9 protein-coding genes and 1 pseudogene are annotated in these 17,670 nt (G+C 69.3%); 4 read left to right on the top strand and 6 right to left on the bottom strand.

Annotated elements, in window-relative coordinates; all coding sequences use genetic code 11:
• The first annotated feature begins 136 nt into the window (after positions 1 to 136).
• From OH809_RS13875 to OH809_RS13865, 3 genes are all read left to right on the top strand, one after another.
• Entirely contained in the window at positions 137 to 1,030 is an 894-nt protein-coding gene (locus OH809_RS13875) for an NAD(P)-dependent oxidoreductase (protein ID WP_406515153.1), read from the top strand.
• Positions 1,031 to 1,147: 117 nt separating this feature from the next.
• Complete coding sequence (locus tag OH809_RS13870; protein WP_406515152.1) at positions 1,148 to 1,318, top strand: DUF4259 domain-containing protein; 171 nt, start codon at positions 1,148 to 1,150, stop codon at positions 1,316 to 1,318.
• A gap of 158 nt (positions 1,319 to 1,476) precedes the next feature.
• Positions 1,477 to 3,687: a HelD family protein gene (locus tag OH809_RS13865; RefSeq protein ID WP_406516245.1), complete on the top strand. Its 2,211-nt coding sequence runs from the start codon at positions 1,477 to 1,479 to the stop codon at positions 3,685 to 3,687.
• Here the strand turns inward: OH809_RS13865 and glgB are convergent.
• The 4 genes from glgB to OH809_RS13845 form a co-directional block, all read right to left on the bottom strand.
• Positions 3,644 to 6,139, bottom strand: coding sequence for a 1,4-alpha-glucan branching enzyme (gene glgB / locus OH809_RS13860; RefSeq protein ID WP_406422116.1), 2,496 nt, complete (start codon positions 6,137 to 6,139; stop codon positions 3,644 to 3,646). The genes OH809_RS13865 and glgB overlap by 44 nt on opposite strands.
• A gap of 98 nt (positions 6,140 to 6,237) precedes the next feature.
• Positions 6,238 to 7,641, bottom strand: a complete 1,404-nt coding sequence (locus OH809_RS13855) for a maltokinase N-terminal cap-like domain-containing protein (protein WP_406422117.1) — start codon at positions 7,639 to 7,641, stop codon at positions 6,238 to 6,240.
• A gap of 324 nt (positions 7,642 to 7,965) precedes the next feature.
• On the bottom strand, positions 7,966 to 9,672 hold the full coding sequence (treS, locus tag OH809_RS13850) for a maltose alpha-D-glucosyltransferase (protein ID WP_406422118.1): 1,707 nt from the start codon (positions 9,670 to 9,672) through the stop codon (positions 7,966 to 7,968).
• Complete coding sequence (locus OH809_RS13845) at positions 9,669 to 11,732, bottom strand: alpha-1,4-glucan--maltose-1-phosphate maltosyltransferase (protein ID WP_406515151.1); 2,064 nt, start codon at positions 11,730 to 11,732, stop codon at positions 9,669 to 9,671. Before OH809_RS13845 ends, treS begins: the two co-directional genes overlap by 4 nt.
• 930 nt (positions 11,733 to 12,662) lie before the next feature.
• Here OH809_RS13845 and glgP point away from each other — a divergent pair.
• Positions 12,663 to 15,266 carry an alpha-glucan family phosphorylase gene (glgP, locus tag OH809_RS13840; RefSeq protein WP_406515150.1) on the top strand — a complete coding sequence of 868 codons (2,604 nt, stop codon included), beginning with the start codon at positions 12,663 to 12,665 and terminating at the stop codon, positions 15,264 to 15,266.
• A 14-nt stretch (positions 15,267 to 15,280) separates the two neighbouring features.
• Here glgP and OH809_RS13835 read toward each other — a convergent pair.
• A pseudogene (locus tag OH809_RS13835) lies at positions 15,281 to 15,391 on the bottom strand (DNA-binding response regulator); the annotation flags it as partial.
• Positions 15,392 to 15,489: 98 nt separating this feature from the next.
• The gene (locus OH809_RS13830) at positions 15,490 to 17,517 is read right to left on the bottom strand and encodes a M4 family metallopeptidase (protein ID WP_406515149.1); all 2,028 of its coding nucleotides are present in this window, start codon (positions 17,515 to 17,517) and stop codon (positions 15,490 to 15,492) included.
• Positions 17,518 to 17,670 lie beyond the last annotated feature (153 nt).

Here is a 17,670-nt window from a genome sequence, read left to right as displayed (position 1 = left end):
GAACAAGCCCGATTTCAGAGCTTGTTCTGAGCTTTCTCCCCCGTTTCTCCGAGCCCCCCCTGCTTACCTTCTGGTGCGTATCCCACATGAAAGTCGGTTCTTGTGGGCCCGGGTCACGGCGATGAGCATGATGCGCATGACCCCTTCTGCGAGTACATCCACGCCCGCCCCTGCCCCCGTCACGGTGATCGGCCTCGGCGCGATGGGCCGGGCACTCGCCGGCGCCTTTCTGGACGCCGGCCATCCCACCACCGTCTGGAACCGTTCCACCGACAAGGGCGAGGAGCTCGTCGCCCGGGGCGCGGTCCGCGCGCCATCGGCCGAAGAGGCGGTACATGCAAGCGAGTTGGTGGTTGTCTGTGTCGTCGACCACGACGCGGCGCACACGATCCTGGCCCCGCTGACGGACGCGCTCGCCGGGCGCGTCCTGGTCAATCTCACCTCGGACACCCCGGACCGCGCCCGTGCCGCCGCCGCCTGGGCGGACGCGCACTCCCTCGACTACCTGGAGGGCGCGATCATGGTGCCGATCGAGGTGATCGGCACCCCGGGTGCGCTGATCTTCTATGCAGGCTCGCAGCGCGCGTACGACACATATGGGACCGTGCTCAAGGCGCTCGGTGCCAACGCCCCGTTCCTGGGCCAGGACCATGCCCTCGCCGCCGCGTACGACATGGCGATGCTGGACTTCTTCTACGGCAGCATGGCGGGACTGGTCCACGCCTTCGCGCTGGCCAGGGCCGAGAACATCCCCGCGGCTGCCCTTGCCCCGTATCTGCAGACCATCGTGAACATCCTGCCGCCGATCGTGACCGGGACGGCGGCCGACATCGACGCGCGGAAGTACGACGGCGTGGGTGCCAACCTCGCCATGATGACCGCAAGTGTCGACCACCTTCTGCACGCCGCTCGTGACAAGGGACTGGACACGTCGCAGCTCCGGGCGATCAAGTCGGTCTCCGACCGCGCGATCGCACAGGGGCACGGCGCCGACTCCTGGGCCAGCACGGTCGAGGCACTCGGCGGCTGAGGGATCCCGTCGGCGGCGGCGCCGGGCTCGCGGGACATCAGCCCCCGCGAGCCTTCCGGCCGCGTCACACCGGCTGCAACCAGACCGTCGCCAGCGGCGGCAGGGTCAGAAGAGGTTGTGGAGGCGCTGGAGTACGTCGAGGCACCCGACGCGGACGAGGCGCTGGCCGCCGCCGGGCTCGTCGCGGCCGGGCTGCCGCGCGGCGATCCGGTCGATCCCGCCTACGGACCGGAGGAGCCCGTGCCGGCGCTGCCGTCGGACTTCTCCGTGCTCGCGGCCCTCTGCTAAGCCCCTCCTGGAGGCAAACAAAAACCCCGGTCCGAATTGACGGCCGGGGTATTTCTTCGCCTATATTGAATAGTTCCGTGTGCGCATAGTGCGCAATATGCGGACAACCTCAATAAACATACTCTATCGCGTCAGGGGCTGAATTGTCAATCGAGGAAATGCGGCAGGAACAGCAATTCGTCTCTCTCGCCCACGAGCGGCTCGACCAGCTCCGGGTAGCGGCCGAAGCCGCCATGAGCGCCACGATCGCGCAGCTCAGCAGCAGTCGACAGGCGCGGGTGGAGCGCGATATCGGCGTCGCCGAGCACTCCGCCTCGCTGGCCGCGCTGAATGCCGCCGTCACGGGACTCTGTTTCGGACGGATCGACAGGCGCGACGGAGTCACCTACCACATCGGGCGCACCGGAATCCGGCGGGACGACGCCGAGCGGACCCCGTTGCTGATCGACTGGCGGGCTCCCGTCGCGCGGCCGTTCTATCTCGCGACCGGGTATGAACCGATGGGGCTGCGCCGCAGGAGGCACATCACCACGCAGGGGCGCACGGTCACCGGGTTGCACGACGAGATCATGGATCTCGCCGACACCACCCGCACCGGATACGAGTCGCACGACGCCGACGAGGTGCTGCTCGCCGCGCTGAACAGCGCCCGCACGGGCCGGATGGGCGACATCGTCTCGACCATCCAGGCCGAGCAGGACCACATCATCCGCGCCCCGCAGCGCGGGGTGCTCGTCGTCGAGGGAGGGCCGGGCACCGGGAAGACCGCGGTCGCGCTGCACCGGGCCGCGTATCTGCTGTACGCGCACCGGGAGCAGCTCGCCAAACGGGCCGTGCTGATCGTCGGGCCCAACCCGGCCTTCCTCGGCTACATCGGCGACGTGCTGCCCTCGCTCGGTGAGACCGGCGTGCTGCTGTCGACGGTCGGCGAACTGTTCCCCGGCGTGCACGCCACCGGCACCGACAGCCCCGCGGCCGCCGCCGTCAAGGGCCGGGCGGACATGGCCGGCGTACTGGCCGAGGCCGTACGGGACCGGCAGCAGGTGCCCGACAAGGGCGAGCCGATCGTCATCGCGCACGACGACGGGGAGCTGATCCTCGACTGGGGCATGGCGGTCGAAGCGCGGCACAAGGCCCGCGAGACCGGGCTGCCGCACAATCTCGCCCTGCCCACCTTCGCCTTCCGGATCATCGACGATCTCACCACGCAACTCGCCGACCGCATCGGCGCCGACCCCTACGGCGGCCCGAACTTCCTCGGCCCCGACGACATCGCCCAGCTCGGCAAGGGCATCGCCGCCAGCACGGAGGTGCACGCCGCCATCACCTCCCTGTGGCCCCCGCTCACCCCGCAGGAGTTCCTCGCCGGCTATCTGGAGGAGCCCACGCATCTGGCCGAGGACGACGCCGAGTTGCTCCGGCGCGCGGAGAAGGCCGCCTGGACACCTGCCGACGTGCCCCTCCTCGACGAGGCCGCCGAGCTCGTCGGTGCGGACGACTCCGCCGCCCGGGCCGCCGCCGAGGCCGAGCGGGCCCGCCAGATCGCCTACGCGCAGGGTGTCCTCGACGTCTCGTACGCCTCCCGTACCTACGAGTTCGAGGACAAGGAGGACATCGACGAGGACGCCTCCGAGGTCCTCGCGGCGCACGACATCATCGACGCCGAACGGTTCGCCGAGCGTCAGGAGGAGGCCGACCACCGCAGCGCCGCCGAGCGCGCCGCCGCCGACCGGACCTGGGCGTTCGGGCACATCATCGTCGACGAGGCGCAGGAGCTGTCGGCCATGGCCTGGCGGCTGCTGATGCGCCGCAGCCCGACCCGCTCGATGACCCTGGTCGGCGACCCGGCCCAGACCGGCGACCTGGCAGGCTGCGACTCCTGGCAGGAGATCCTCGTGCCGTACGTCCAGGACCGCTGGCAGCTGGCCCGGCTCGGGGTCAACTACCGTACGCCCGCCGAGATCATGGAGTACGCGGCCGAGCGGCGCCGGGCCGCCGACCCCGCCTTCGAACCCCCGCGCTCCATCCGCTCCACCGGTGCACGGCCCTGGGAGCGCACCCTGCCGCTCGCCGACGTGGCCGGGCTCGCCGAGGCCGAGACCCCGGCGGAGGGCAGGCTCGCCGTCATCGCCCCGCGCGAGCTCCACGCGGAACTCACGGGACTCGACGACGGGCCGCTGGATCTGCACCGGCCCGTCGTCCTGCTCGACCCGCGCCAGGCCAAGGGCCTGGAGTTCGACACGGTTCTCGTCGTCGCGCCCGCGCTGATGACCGCCAACGATCTCTATGTGGCGCTGACCCGGGCCACCCAGCGGCTCGGGATCATCACACCGGCTTCAGCCACACCGTCGCCAGCGGCGGCAGAGTGAACTGGACGCTCGTGCGGTGACCGTGGGCGGCGACGGACTCCGGCTTCAGTGGATCCGGGTTGAGGACGTCACCGCCGCCGTACCGTGCCGCGTCCGTGTTGAGCACCTCCGCCCAGGCGGACACGGACGGCGGCACGCCCAGCCGGTACTCGTGGCGGACCACCGGCGAGAAGTTCGACACCGCGAGCAGCGGCGCACCGTCCGCGTCGAAACGCAGGAAGGCGAAGACATTGTCCTCGGCGGCTCCGCCGTCGACCCAGGCGAAGCCCTCGGGGACGGTGTCCCGCTGCCACAGCGCCGGTGTCGCCGCGTACACCGCGTTCAGCTCACGCACCAGGTCCCGTACGCCCCGGTGGTCCGACTCCGCCGCGTACGACGGGTCGAGCAGCCACCAGTCGGGGCCGTGTCCCTCGGACCATTCCGCGCCCTGGGCGAACTCCTGTCCCATGAAGAGGAGTTGCTTGCCCGGGTGGGCCCACATGAAACCGAGGTAGGCCCGGTGATTGGCGCGCTGCTGCCACCAGTCGCCGGGCATCTTGCTGACCAGCGACTGCTTGCCGTGCACGACCTCGTCGTGCGAGATCGGCAGCACGTAGTTCTCGCTGTACGCGTACACCATCGAGAACGTCATCTCGTTGTGGTGGTACTTGCGGTGCACCGGCTCTTTCGACACGTACTCCAGGGAGTCGTGCATCCAGCCCATGTTCCACTTCAGCCCGAAGCCGAGTCCGCCGAAGCCGCCGGGGCCGACATGATGCGTGGCGCGCGTGACACCGTCCCAGGCCGTGGACTCCTCGGCGATGGTGACGACACCCGGATTGCGCCGGTAGACGGTGGCGTTCATCTCCTGGAGGAAGGCGACGGCATCCAGATTTTCCCGGCCGCCGTGCTCGTTCGGAGCCCAATCCCCGTTCTCGCGCGAGTAGTCCAGGTAGAGCATCGAGGCGACGGCATCGACCCGCAGCCCGTCGATGTGGAACTCCTCGCACCAGTAGGTGGCGTTGGCGACCAGGAAGTTGCGCACCTCGGTGCGGCCGAAGTCGAATTCGAGCGTGCCCCAGTCGGGGTGCGCGGCCCGGGCCGGGTCCGAGTGCTCGTACAGCGGACGGCCGTCGAACTCGGCAAGTGCCCAGTCGTCACGCGGGAAGTGCGCGGGCACCCAGTCGACGATGACGCCGATGCCGGCCCGGTGCAGTGCGTCGATGAGGAACCGGAAGTCGTCCGGTGATCCCATCCGCGAGGTCGGGGCGAAGAAACCGGTGACCTGATAGCCCCAGGAGCCGCCGAACGGATGCTCTGAGACCGGCATCAGCTCCACATGCGTAAATCTCAGATCCCTTACGTAGGAGGGGAGTTGATCGGCCAGCTTGCGGTATGTGAGGCCCGGCCGCCAGGACGGAAGATGCACCTCGTACACCGAGAACGGCGCCTCGTGCACGGGTACGTCCCCGCGGTGCGCCATCCACTCCTGATCCCGCCACTCATGGTGCGAGGCCGTCACGATCGAGGCAGTGGCGGGCGGGACCTCGGCACGGCGGGCCATCGGGTCGGCGCGCACCGTGTGGGAACCGTCCGGCCGGCAGATGTCGAACTTGTAGAGCGCGCCCTCCCCGATCGCGGGAAGGAACAACTCCCAGACCCCGGTCGAACCGAGCGAGCGCATCGGGAAGCCCGTGCCGTCCCAGTAGTTGAAGTCCCCGACGACCCGGACCCCGCGGGCATTGGGCGCCCAGACGGTGAACCGTGTTCCCGTGACCCCCTGGTGCTCCATGGGCCGCGCACCGAGGGCCCTCCACAGCTCCTCGTGCCGCCCCTCGCCGATCAGATGCAGATCGAGATCGCCGAGCGCGGGCAGGAAACGGTACGGATCCTGGACCTCGATCTCGTTGTCCTCGTAGCCGACCAGGAGCTGGTACTCGGGGACGGCGGGCATCGGCAGCAGCCCGGAGAACAACCCGTCGCCGTCGTCGTGGAGCTCCGCCCGCAGCCCCTTGGCGAGCACAGTCACGGAACGCGCGTACGGACGCAGCACCCGGAGCGCCACACCGCCGCGGACCATGTGCGCGCCGAGCAGATCGTGCGGTGCGTGGTGCTCACCGGCGAGCAGCCGCCCGCGGTCGCCGTCGTCGAGGGCACGCACCGGCCGGACCCCGCGGCCACCGCCGCCTGCGCGCCGGGGACGGGGCGCTGCGGCAGCGGTCCGCTTCTCCGCCCCCTTCTTCCGCTTGGCGGGGGAAGCCGTTGAGGCCGGGGGGCCCGCAGGTGCTGACGGCGCCGCGGGGGCCGGAGTCGCTTCTTGCGTTGCCGGGGTCGCGGCGGCCGCGGCGGCGACCGGAGTCACGGTGGTTGCGGGTGTCGCGGCGGGCTCCGGGGGCGCGGGCTCGACGGGCGTCGGCGGCGGCGCGGCCACGGTGGGATCGGGCGCGTTGCGGGACGGCTTGCGGGCGGTCACAGGGACTGCCTCCTCGGGGGTGTGGGTGAATCGGGGCGGGCGGGGCGTGACGGGCGGGGGAACGCCGCCGTGGCCGAAACCGGGCGGCGTGCGGCGCATCAGTCGACGGCGGCGGCCAGACGTTGGATGGCGGCCATCGGCACCGGCAACCAGTCGGGCCGGTGCCGGGCCTCGTACACCACCTCGTACACCGCCTTGTCCGTCTCATGGGCCCGCAACAACTCCGGTTCGCTGCGCGGATCGACGCCCGCGGCCTGCGCGTACCCGTCGCAGTAGGCAGTCCGGCAGCGTGCCGCCCACTCGGCGTTCCAGGGCCGGTGGGAGCGGGCCGCGTAGTCGAAGGAACGGAGCATGCCCGCGATGTCGCGCGCCGGAGGCTGCGGGCGGCGGCGTTCCAGAAGGGGCCGCGCCGGTTCGCCCTCGAAGTCGATCAGTGACCAGAAGCCGTCGGCCGCGCGCAGGGTCTGGCCGAGATGCAGATCGCCGTGCACGCGCTGCGTGGCCCAGCTCCGGCCCCTGTGGCCCAGTGCGGCAACGGCGTCGAACGCGGTACGCAGCCCGGGAACATACGGCGCCAGCGCCGGCACCGCGTGGGCAGCCGCCTCCAGCCGCTCCATCATCCCGGCGGCGAGATGCTCGGTCTGGGAGCGGCGCAGCACGGGCGTCGGCAGCGCGGTGGCGAGTGCCGTGTGCACCTCGGCGGTGGCGCGTCCGAGTGCGCGGGCCTCACGGGTGAAGTCATGGCCCGTGGCCAGTGTCCGTAGCGCAAGTTGCCAGCCGTCCTCCGCGCCCCGCAGGAAGGGCTGGAGAACGCCGAGGGTGAGCGGCTCCGATGCTGTCGCCTCGAACCAGGCGACGGGTTCCGGCACCCGACCGCAGCCCTCCCGGGAGAGGGCGAGCGGCAGTTCCAGATCGGGATTGGTCCCCGGGAAGACCCTGCGGAAGATCTTCAGGATGTAGGCGTTGCCGTAGACGAGCGAGGAGTTGGACTGCTCCGTGTCGAGCACCCGCGGGGTGAGCCCGGCGGGGATGGGGGCGGCGCCCCGGTCGAAACGGAGGGGGCCGAGGGTCCCGGGGGTGCGCAACCGTTCCAGCAGAAGTTCGGCGAGCCGCGGATCGTGCAGCCCCTCGTAGACCGCCAGGCCGGCCAGTGGACCTCCCTTCACGTGGCCGATGAGGGCGGGGGCGAGCCATGGTGGCAGCGTGGCCCGGACTCCGAGCAGCATCTGGTAGCAGTCGTCGGGCGAGGCCGGCATGGACGGCTGATGGACCCGGACCAGCAGATGGAGCAGCCCGGCCCCGTTGCCGGCGCCGCTCCCTGCGGATTCGGCGTCCACCGGCAGTATTTCGGTCGCCGAGACAAGGGAGAAAGCCGTGACCGGCTGTCCCTTGCCTGCGAACCACCGCTGCCGAGGCAGCCACTCATGCAGCAGTGGGGCGAGTGACGGGAGTAGTGCTGTGCTGTTGGCGAGGGCGACCCGAGTGGATGCAGCCTTCGACATGGCATCGCGTCCTTTCCCCGGGCACACCACAGGATGCGAAGAGTGTCCCGGATTGCGGCAATAGCTGTCCGGCTGTGCGGGACGTGTCGGGTCAGGATGGTCCGTACGGACTCGACGTGCAGGGTTCCAAGAACCCCGGAAGCCCCCTGAGAGGCTGTCGGGCGACCTCTGAGGCCCCCGACGGACTCCGGCGAACTCCGGCGAACTCCGAAGTGCTTTGGCGAATTCGGGGTGAGAAGCCCTGAAGAGCTCGATGTGGGGGAGATTGCCCCGTGCGGGGCGGCGGAAACCGCCCCGCTGGGTATGCGCGAAAGTGGCGCCGCATCAGATCGACGGCGCGTCCTTCCGCAACCTGAACCAGTAGAACCCGTGCCCGGCGAGAGTCAGCAGGTAGGGCCACTGACCGATGGCGGGGAAGCGCACCCCGCCGATCAGCTCCACCGGATGACGCCCGTTGAACGTCCGCAGATCGAGCTCCGTCGGCTGCGCGAACCGCGAGAAGTTGTGCACGCACAGCACGAGATCGTCCTTGTACTCGCGGGTGAAGGCGAGCACCGCGGGGTTCGAGGACGGCAGTTCGTTGTACGACCCGAGACCGAAGGCCCGATTCTGCTTACGGATCTCGATCATCCGCCGTGTCCAGTGCAGCAGCGACGACGGCGAGGCCATCGCCGCCTCGACGTTGGTCACCTGGTAGCCGTAGACCGGGTCCATGATCGTGGGGAGGTAGAGCCGCCCCGGATCGCTGGAGGAGAATCCCGCGTTCCGGTCGGGCGTCCACTGCATCGGGGTGCGTACGGCATCCCGGTCGCCCAGCCAGATGTTGTCGCCCATCCCGATCTCGTCCCCGTAGTACAGAATCGGGGAACCCGGCAGCGACAGGAGCAGGGCTGTGAACAGCTCGATCTGGTTGCGGTCGTTGTCCAGGAGGGATGCGAGACGCCGCCGGATGCCGATGTTGGCCCGCATCCGCGGATCCTTGGCGTACTCCGCGTACATGTAGTCGCGCTCTTCGTCCGTGACCATCTCGAGCGTGAGCTCGTCGTGGTTGCGCAGGAAGATGCCCCACTGGCAACCGGACGGAATCGCCGGGGTCTTCGCCAGGATTTCCGAGACCGGATAGCGGCTCTCGCGGCGCACGGCCATGAAGATGCGCGGCATCACCGGGAAGTGGAAAGCCATATGGCACTCGTCGCCGCCGGCCGGGTAGTCACCGAAGTAGTCGACGACGTCTTCCGGCCACTGATTGGCCTCGGCGAGCAGCACGGTGTCCGGGTAGTGCGCGTCGATCTCCTTGCGCACCCGCTTGAGGAACTCGTGGGTCTCCGGCAGGTTCTCGCAGTTGGTGCCCTCCCGCTGGTACAGATACGGCACGGCGTCGACGCGGAAGCCGTCGATACCGAGATCCAGCCAGAACCGGAGGGCGGAGATGATCTCCTCCTGCACCGCCGGGTTGTCGTAGTTGAGATCCGGCTGGTGGGAGAAGAACCGGTGCCAGTAGTACTGCTTGCGCACCGGGTCGAAGGTCCAGTTGGACGTCTCCGTGTCGACGAAGATGATCCGCGCGTCCGGGAACTGCTTGTCGTCGTCGGCCCAGACGTAGTAGTCGCCGTACGGCCCGTCGGGATCGCTGCGCGACTGCTGGAACCAGTCGTGCTGATCGCTCGTGTGGTTCATGACGAAGTCGATGATCACGCGCATCCCGCGATGGTGCGCGGCATCGACGAACTCCACGAAGTCGGCGAGATCGCCGAAGTCCGGCAGCACGGCGGTGTAGTCGGAGACGTCGTACCCGCCGTCGCGCAGGGGTGACTTGAAGAACGGCGGCAGCCAGAGGCAGTCGACGCCCAGCCACTGCAGGTAGTCCAACTTGGCGGTGAGGCCCTTGAGATCGCCGATGCCGTCGCCGTTGGAGTCGTGGAAGGACCGGACGAGGACCTCGTAGAAGACGGCGCGCTTGAACCAGTCGGGATCGCGGTCCTTGGCAGGGGTGTCCTCGAACTTGTCGTGGACGGGCTCATTGACAATCATGGTGTGGGTGACCCTCCGGTCGGCGGGGACGGTCGCAGGACGACGATGTGCGCAGGCGTGACGCCCGGCTCCAGACGCACATAGAAGGTCCTGCCCCAGTGATAGGTGTGGCCGGTGAGCTCGTCGCGCACCGGCACGGTCTCGTGCCAGTCGAGGCCGAGTTGCGGCATGTCCAACGAGACCGTGGCCTCCTGGGTGTGGTGAGGGTCGAGGTTGACGACCACCAGAACGATGTTCGAACCCGAGCGCTTGCTGTAAACGATCAGCGCGTCGTTGTCGGCGGCGTGGAAGTGCACGTCGCGCAGCTGCTGCAGTGCGGGATGACGGCGCCTGATCCGGTTGAGCGAGGTGATGAGCGGAGCCAGGGAACGGCCCTCGCGCTCCGCCGACTCCCAGTCCCTGGGCCGGATTTCGTACTTCTCCGAGTTCAGGTACTCCTCGCTGCCGGCCCGCACCGGGGTGTTCTCGCACAGCTCGTACCCCGCGTACACGCCCCAGGACGGAGAGAGTGTCGCGGCGAGCACGGCCCGCGCCTCGAAAGCCGGGCGTCCGCCGTCCTGGAGATAGCCCGGCAGGATGTCCGGGGTGTTCACGAAGAAGTTGGGCCGCATGTAGGAGGCCGCGTCACCGGCCAGCTCGGTGACGTACTCCGTGAGCTCCTGCCTGGTATTGCGCCAGGTGAAGTACGTGTACGACTGCTGGAAACCGACCGTGGCGAGCGTATGCATCATCGCGGGGCGGGTGAACGCCTCGGCCAGGAAGATCACATCGGGGTCGGTGCGGTTGATGTCGGCGATCACCTTCTCCCAGAAGATCACCGGCTTGGTGTGCGGATTGTCGACGCGGAAGATCCGTACGCCGTGGTCCATCCAGAACCGCAGGATGCGGACGGTCTCCGCGACCAGCCCCCGCAGATCCTTGTCGAAGGCGATCGGATAGATGTCCTGGTACTTCTTGGGCGGGTTCTCCGCGTACGCGATGGTGCCGTCCGGGCGGTGGTGGAACCACTCGGGATGTTTCTCCACCCACGGATGGTCGGGAGAGCACTGGAGCGCGAAGTCCAGCGCGATCTCCATGCGGAGGGCGCGGGCGGTTTCGACGAAGTGGTCGAAGTCGTCGAGCGTGCCGAGTTCGGGGTGGACGGCGTCGTGACCGCCCTCGGCCGAACCGATCGCCCACGGCACCCCCACGTCGTGGGCGCCGGGGGACAACGAGTTGTTCGGGCCCTTGCGATGAGTGGTCCCGATGGGGTGGACGGGCGGCAGATAGACGACGTCGAACCCCATGGCGGCGACCGCGGGAAGCCGCTCGGCAGCAGTACGGAACGTGCCGCTGACGACCCTTCCCCGGTGCCCCTGCAGATGGTCCGCCGCCTTCCCCGTCCTGCCCTTTCGCGTGGCCTTGCCTGCCTTCGCCGGCTCGGCCGGCTCGAACCTGGCGCCCTCCGACCGCGGGAACAGTTCGTACCAGGAACCGAACAGGGCCCGTCGGCGCTCGACGACGAGGGGGAGCGGTCGGGCCGAGGTCACCAGTTCGCGCAGAGGATGCTGGGCTAGCGCGGCGGTGGCCTCGGGGGCGAGCGCGGCAGCGAGCCGCGCGGCGGCCGGCCGTGACTCGTCGCGCAACGCATCGGCCGCGGCCAGCACCGCCTCACGCCCGTCCCGTTTCGGTACGCCCCCGGCGGCCCGCTCGTACAGCTCGGCGCCCTCCGTCAGGACGAGCGCGGTGTCGATCCCCGCAGGGATCTTGATCTGTGCATGCTGGCGCCAGGTGGTCACCGGATCGCTCCAGGCCTCGACCGTGTACGTCCAGTGCCCTTCGGAGTCCGGCGTGACATCGGCGCCCCAGCGGTCGGTGCCGGGAGCGAGCTCCCGCATCGGCGCCCACGGACCCGGGCGGCCGCTCGGATCCCGCAGCACGGCATTGGCGGCGACCGCCTCATGCCCCTCACCGAAGACGGTGGCCGTGACCTGGAAGGTCTCACCGGCAACGGCCTTGGCGGGCCTTCTGCCGCAATCGACGAGAGGACGGACGTCGAGGACGGGAATGCGACCGATCATGGAATCACCTGGGGACTGGAGCTCGGGCTGCACGGGACGCGGTGCGGGCGTGGAGAGATGAGTGCGTACGCCGCGACTGTGAGGGTCCGTCCTTTCTAGCTGCTCCGTTGACGGCTGATGGGGTGTGAGCATGGCCGCTCCTGTCCGCATTCACTCGAATGGCACGCGAATGGCTGGGGCGCGGGTGTGGTGCGCGGGTGAGTACCGGACGCGTACGGACTGCATACGAACCGCTGCCGGATCGCAGATGAACCGCATTCGGGCTGTATTCGGGCTGTGTACCGCAGAAGCCTTCCCACGGTTGTCGGGGGGCCAATCCGGTGGTTTGTTAACTACTCGGGCGTAGCGGTGAAGGTCTGAGTACGCCGGGCTCCGCCCCGTGTGCGGAGGCTCGCGGAGACCGCCCTCAGCCGTCGCCGAGGCAGCGACAGGGGCCTCGACCACGCCTGTCCGCATCGTTCTGTGGCGGTCGTGGGTGTCGCCGTGTCAGTCCCATGAACCGAAACCTCCTCCTCCTCGACGTGGTGCGCGCCGCACGGAGTCGCGTCGAAGGCCGGCCGGTCCGCCTCGACCCGGCCCCCGTACACGCCACTGGGCAGCCTTCCCTGTGTTGTGAAGGGCTACAAGGCTGCCCGAGGGGGTGGAATCGGCCATAACGTCCGTGGCGGATGAGTACCGATCTACGGAGAGGGGGCGGTGGGGCGGACGAGACGCAGCGGGCCGCTGATCCGACGCCGGGACTGCGGTGGGCGTCGGGGCCGGGGCCGGGGCGGATCCGGGAGCGAGCGGCTCGCCGGGTGCCGTTCGTTGTGAGCCGGTCGCGCGCCGTGGTTGCGGAGTACGGCACACCGTTACCGTCGAGGGTGACGGAGCGGCGCACACCGTGGTGCGTCCCCTCGGATTCGTACGTCCCCTGTAAAGGTGGAATACGTGAAGGCCATTCGTCGACTCACCGTGCGTCCTGTCCTCCCCGATCCCCTTCAACCGCTCAGCGGCCTCGCCCGCAACCTGCGCTGGTCCTGGCACACCGAGACACGTGAGCTCTTCCAGGCCGTCGACCCGGAGGGCAGGCGCTCGGCGGACTCCGACCCCGTACGTCTGCTCGGCGCCGTCTCTGCCGGGCGCCTTGCCGAGCTGGCCCAGGACCAGCAGTTTCTGCACCGGCTGACCGAGGCGTCCGCCGCCCTCCAGGAGTATCTCAACGGTCCGCGGTGGTACCAGGAGCAGCTGGCGCAGGGTGCGGAACTGCCCGCCGCCGTGGCGTACTTCTCGCCCGAATTCGGCGTGACCGCAGCCCTTCCGCAGTACTCCGGCGGACTCGGCATCCTCGCCGGGGACCATCTGAAGGCCGCCAGCGACCTGGGCGTGCCACTCGTCGGGGTCGGCCTGCTCTACCGGCACGGCTACTTCCGGCAGAGCCTGTCGCGCGACGGCTGGCAGCAGGAGCACTATCCCCTCCTCGACCCGAACGAACTGCCGCTCACCCTGGTGCGCGAGGCCGACGGAACACCGAGCCGCGTAGTCCTGGCCCTTCCGGGTGGCCGCTCGCTCCACGCCTACATCTGGCAGGCCCAGGTCGGCCGCGTCCCTCTGCTCCTGCTCGACTCCGACGTGGAGGAGAACGCACCCGGCGAGCGCGAGGTCACCGACCGGCTGTACGGCGGTGGCAGCGAACACCGGCTGCTGCAGGAGATGCTGCTCGGCATCGGCGGCGTGCGAGCCGTGCGGACCTACTGCCGGCTCACCGGGCACGCGGCCCCGGAGGTCTTCCACACCAACGAGGGGCACGCCGGTTTCCTCGGTCTTGAACGCATCCGTGAACTCTCCGGAACCGGGCTGGATTTCGACTCCTCGGTCGAGGCGGTGCGGGCCGGCACGGTGTTCACCACCCACACCCCGGTGCCTGCCGGAATCGATCGCTTCGACCGGGAGCTCATCGCCCGTCACTTCGGCGACGACGGCGAACTGCCGGGTGTCGGGGTCGAGCGGATCCTGCAGCTCGGTATGGAGACGTACCCCGGTGGCGAGCCCACCCTCTTCAACATGGCGGTCATGGGCCTGCGGCTCGCTCAGCGGGCCAACGGCGTCTCCACCCTGCACGGGGCGGTCAGCCGGCAGATGTTCGCCGGGCTGTGGCCGGGCTTCGACGCCGCGGAGGTGCCGATCACCTCGGTGACCAACGGCGTTCACGCGCCCACCTGGGTCGCCCCCGAAATCTTCGGGCTGCGATCCCGGTACGGCGGCACGCCGGGACGCTGGGATGCGGCGGCCGGAATCCCGGACCGCGAAATCTGGGACCTGCGGCGGACGCTGCGCGAACAGCTGGTGACCGAGGTCCGCACGAGGCTTGCCGCCTCCTGGCGCACGCGTGGTGCGGAACCGGCCGAACTGGGTTGGATCGACGGCGTGCTGGACCCGGATGTGCTGACGATCGGCTTCGCCCGCCGCGTGCCCTCCTACAAGCGGCTGACCCTGATGCTCCGTGACCGCGACCGGCTGACGGAGTTGCTCCTCCACCCGACGCGGCCGATCCAGATCGTTGTCGCAGGCAAGGCGCACCCCGCCGACGACAGTGGAAAGCGGCTGGTCCGGGAATTGGTCCGGTTCTCCGACGACCCCAGGGTCCGCCACCGCATCGTCTTCCTGCCCGACTACGGGATGGCCATGGCGCAGAAGCTCTACCCCGGCTGCGACGTCTGGCTCAACAACCCGTTGCGGCCCCTGGAGGCCTGCGGCACGAGCGGAATGAAGGCCGCGCTCAACGGCTGTCTCAACCTGTCCGTGCTCGACGGCTGGTGGGACGAGTGGTTCGAACCCGACTTCGGCTGGGCGATCCCGACCGCCGACGGGTCCGCGATGGACGAGGACCGGCGCGATGAGCTGGAGGCGAATGCCCTCTACGAGCTGATCGAGGAGCGGGTGGCGCCGCGCTTCTACGACCGGGGCGACGACGGGCTTCCCGAGCGCTGGGTCGAGATGGTCCGCCGCACCGTGGGCACGCTCGGCCCCAAGGTCCTCGCCGGACGCATGGTGCGCGAGTACGTCGAGCGGCTGTACGCCCCCGCCGCGCTCGCCCACCGCTCCCTGGACGCCGCCACGGCGCGGGAGCTCGCGGACTGGAAGGCCCGGGCCCGTGCTGCCTGGCCGCGGGTCGCGGTCGACCATGTGGAGGCCGTGGCGCCCAGCACGGTCGGCGCTTCGGCCGAGCTGGGGGCGACGCTGGCGCTGCGTGTCCGGATCGCTCTCGGAGCACTGGAGCCGGACGACGTGGAGGTGCAGGCGGTGGCCGGGCGGGTCGACTCCGCCGACGCGATCTCGGACACCCAGTTCTTCCCGCTGAAGCCGACCGGAGGCCAGGACCTGGAGGGTCGCTGGCTGTACGAGGGCCCGCTCGCCCTCGACCGCACCGGCCCCTACGGCTACACCGTGCGAGTGCTTCCCGCTCACCCGTTGCTGGCAACCAGCGCGGAACTCGGCCTGGTCGCACTGCCGACGGAGGCGACGGGCGACGGTGCGGGCCTGCTGATGCGCTGACCACCCGTCCTCCCGACAGCTTCGTGCCCGTCCCCGGCTTCGGTGACGACCTCGATGGCGGGGTCGGTGGCGAGGATCGCCCGGACACCCGCGCGGATCACGCTTCCGTCGTCGGCAAGCAGCACCCTGATCTGTGGCTCACCCTACGGCGAACCGCCCGGGAGGAATGAGAGCTCCTCCCGGGCGGTTCGCCGCATCACGTGCTCGGACTGCGGTGCTGGGTTCAGAAGGTCAGCTTGAAGCTGTTGATGGCGCCGGTGTCACCCGAGTAGACGTCCTGGACCTTCAGCTTCCAGGTGCCGTTGGCCACCTCGGACGAGGCGTTGACCGTGTAGGTCGTCTGGACGTTGTCGGCCGAGTCGGAGAGCGAGGAGTTCTTCAGCCGGTAGGCCGTGCCGTCCGGGGCGACGAGGTCGATGACCAGGTCACCGCGCCAGGTGTGGGTGATGTCCACACCGACCTGCAGGGTGCTGGGTGCGTTGCCCGTGATTCCGGTGACGTTGACCGAGCTGGTGACGGCCGCGCCGTGGTCCGGGATGGCGATGCGGGTGGTGTTCTCGAAGACCGTGCCGCCGGTGCCACCACCGGAGCGCGAGCCGACGTTGATGCCGGCCCAGGCATCGGCGACCGCCTTGTACTCGGCGCTCGTCGTGCCGTACAGGTCACCGGCCGCGGCGAGGGTACCGGTGCGAGCAGCCGCGTAGTTCGTCGTGGAACTGAACTTGGTGGTGAGCGCCTTGAACCAGATCAGCGCCGCCTTGTCGCGGCCGATGCCGGTGACCGGCAGACCGTCGGAGGTCGGGGAGTTGTACGAGACACCGTTGATGGTCTTGGCGCCGCTGCCCTCGGAGAGGAGGTAGAAGAAGTGGTTCGCCGGACCCGAGGAGTAGTGGACGTCCACACTGCCGATGCCGGAGTACCAGGCGTCCTTGGACGCGCCGTCCTTGCTCGGCTTGTCCATGTACCGCAGCGGGGTGCCGTTGCCGTTGATGTCGATCTTCTCGCCGATCAGGTAGTCACCCACATCGGTGGCGTTGTTGGAGTAGAACTCGACCGCGGCGGCCATGATGTCACTGGTCGCCTCGTTGAGGCCGCCGGACTCGCCGCTGTAGACCAGGTTGGCGGTGGCCGAGGTGACACCGTGCGTCATCTCGTGCGCGGCCACGTCGAGGGAGGTCAGCGGTTTGGCGTTGCCGCTGCCGTCTCCGTAGGTCATGCAGAAGCAGCTGTCGGACCAGAAGGCGTTGACGTAGCTGTTGCCGTAGTGGACGCGGGAGTACGCGCCGACGCCGTCGCCCCGGATACCGGTGCGGCCCTGCACGTTCTTGTAGTAGTCCCAGGTCTCGGCCGCGCCGTAGTGCGCGTCCGCGCCGGCGGTTTCGACGTTCTGCGGAGTGCCGTCGCCCCAGACGTCGTCGGAGCCGGAGAAGAGCGTCCCGGTGCCGGACGTGCCGTGGTTCAGGTTGTACGTCTTGTGGTTGCCGCGTCCGGTGTCGGTCAGCGTGTACGACGGCGCGGTGCCGAGCGTGACCTGGCCGCTGTACTGGGTGTTGCCGGTACCGGTCTCGATGGCCTGCCACTCGTAGAGCTTCGCACCGGTGGACGCGTCAGTGACGACGTGCAGTTCGTTGGGGGTGCCGTCGTGCTGGAGCCCGCCGACGACGGTCTCGTAGGCGAGCTGCGGCTTGCCCTGGGCCATCCAGACCACCTTGCGCGGTGCCCGGTCGGCGACGGTCTTCTTGGAACCGGCATCCTTGGCCGCACCGAGAGCCTGCGTCTCGGCCTTGGCCGGGGCGATGTCGGCGGCGGTGTCGACGGCCTTCAGCTGAGCAGAGGTGACCTTGGACGCCTTGGTGACGCCCTCGGTCTCACCGGCCTTGGACTCCTGGACGATCAAGTCGCCACCGAGGACCGGAAGCCCACTGAAGGTGCGCTCGTAACGCGTGTGCGTGGTGCCGTCGTTGTCCTGGATGACATCCCGGACGACGAGCTTCTCCTGAGAGCCGAGACCGAGCTCCTTGGCCGTGGCCGCCTTGCTCGCGTTGGCCTCGCGGATCAGCTCGGCACGTGCGGAGGGGGAGAGGTGCTTGGCCAGCGCGCCATGCTTGGCGTTGGTCGCGACCGGGGCAGCAGCGGCGGAACCGCCGGCTGTGGCACTTGCCGTGCCCGTCTGGACTCCTACGGCGAGGAGGGCTGCTACGGCTATCAGAGCGCCGGTCGCGGTGGCGCGACGGCTGGGCGTGGATCTCACGCGGACTCCTTCTGCGAGGGGGGTACCGGCGGCTGGGTGAGCCGACCGGGCAGAGCAGGCTGTGCGCGGAACGGGGGAAGAGTGTCAGCAGACGGATGCCCTTGTCAGGACCGCGTCAACAAGTTGGCCGGAATTCGTCCGTTGCCAGAAAGG

This window comes from Streptomyces sp. NBC_00873, assembly GCF_045207415.1.
Taxonomy (GTDB): Bacteria; Actinomycetota; Actinomycetes; order Streptomycetales; family Streptomycetaceae; genus Streptomyces.
This window is presented reverse-complemented; position numbering and strand designations above follow the sequence as displayed.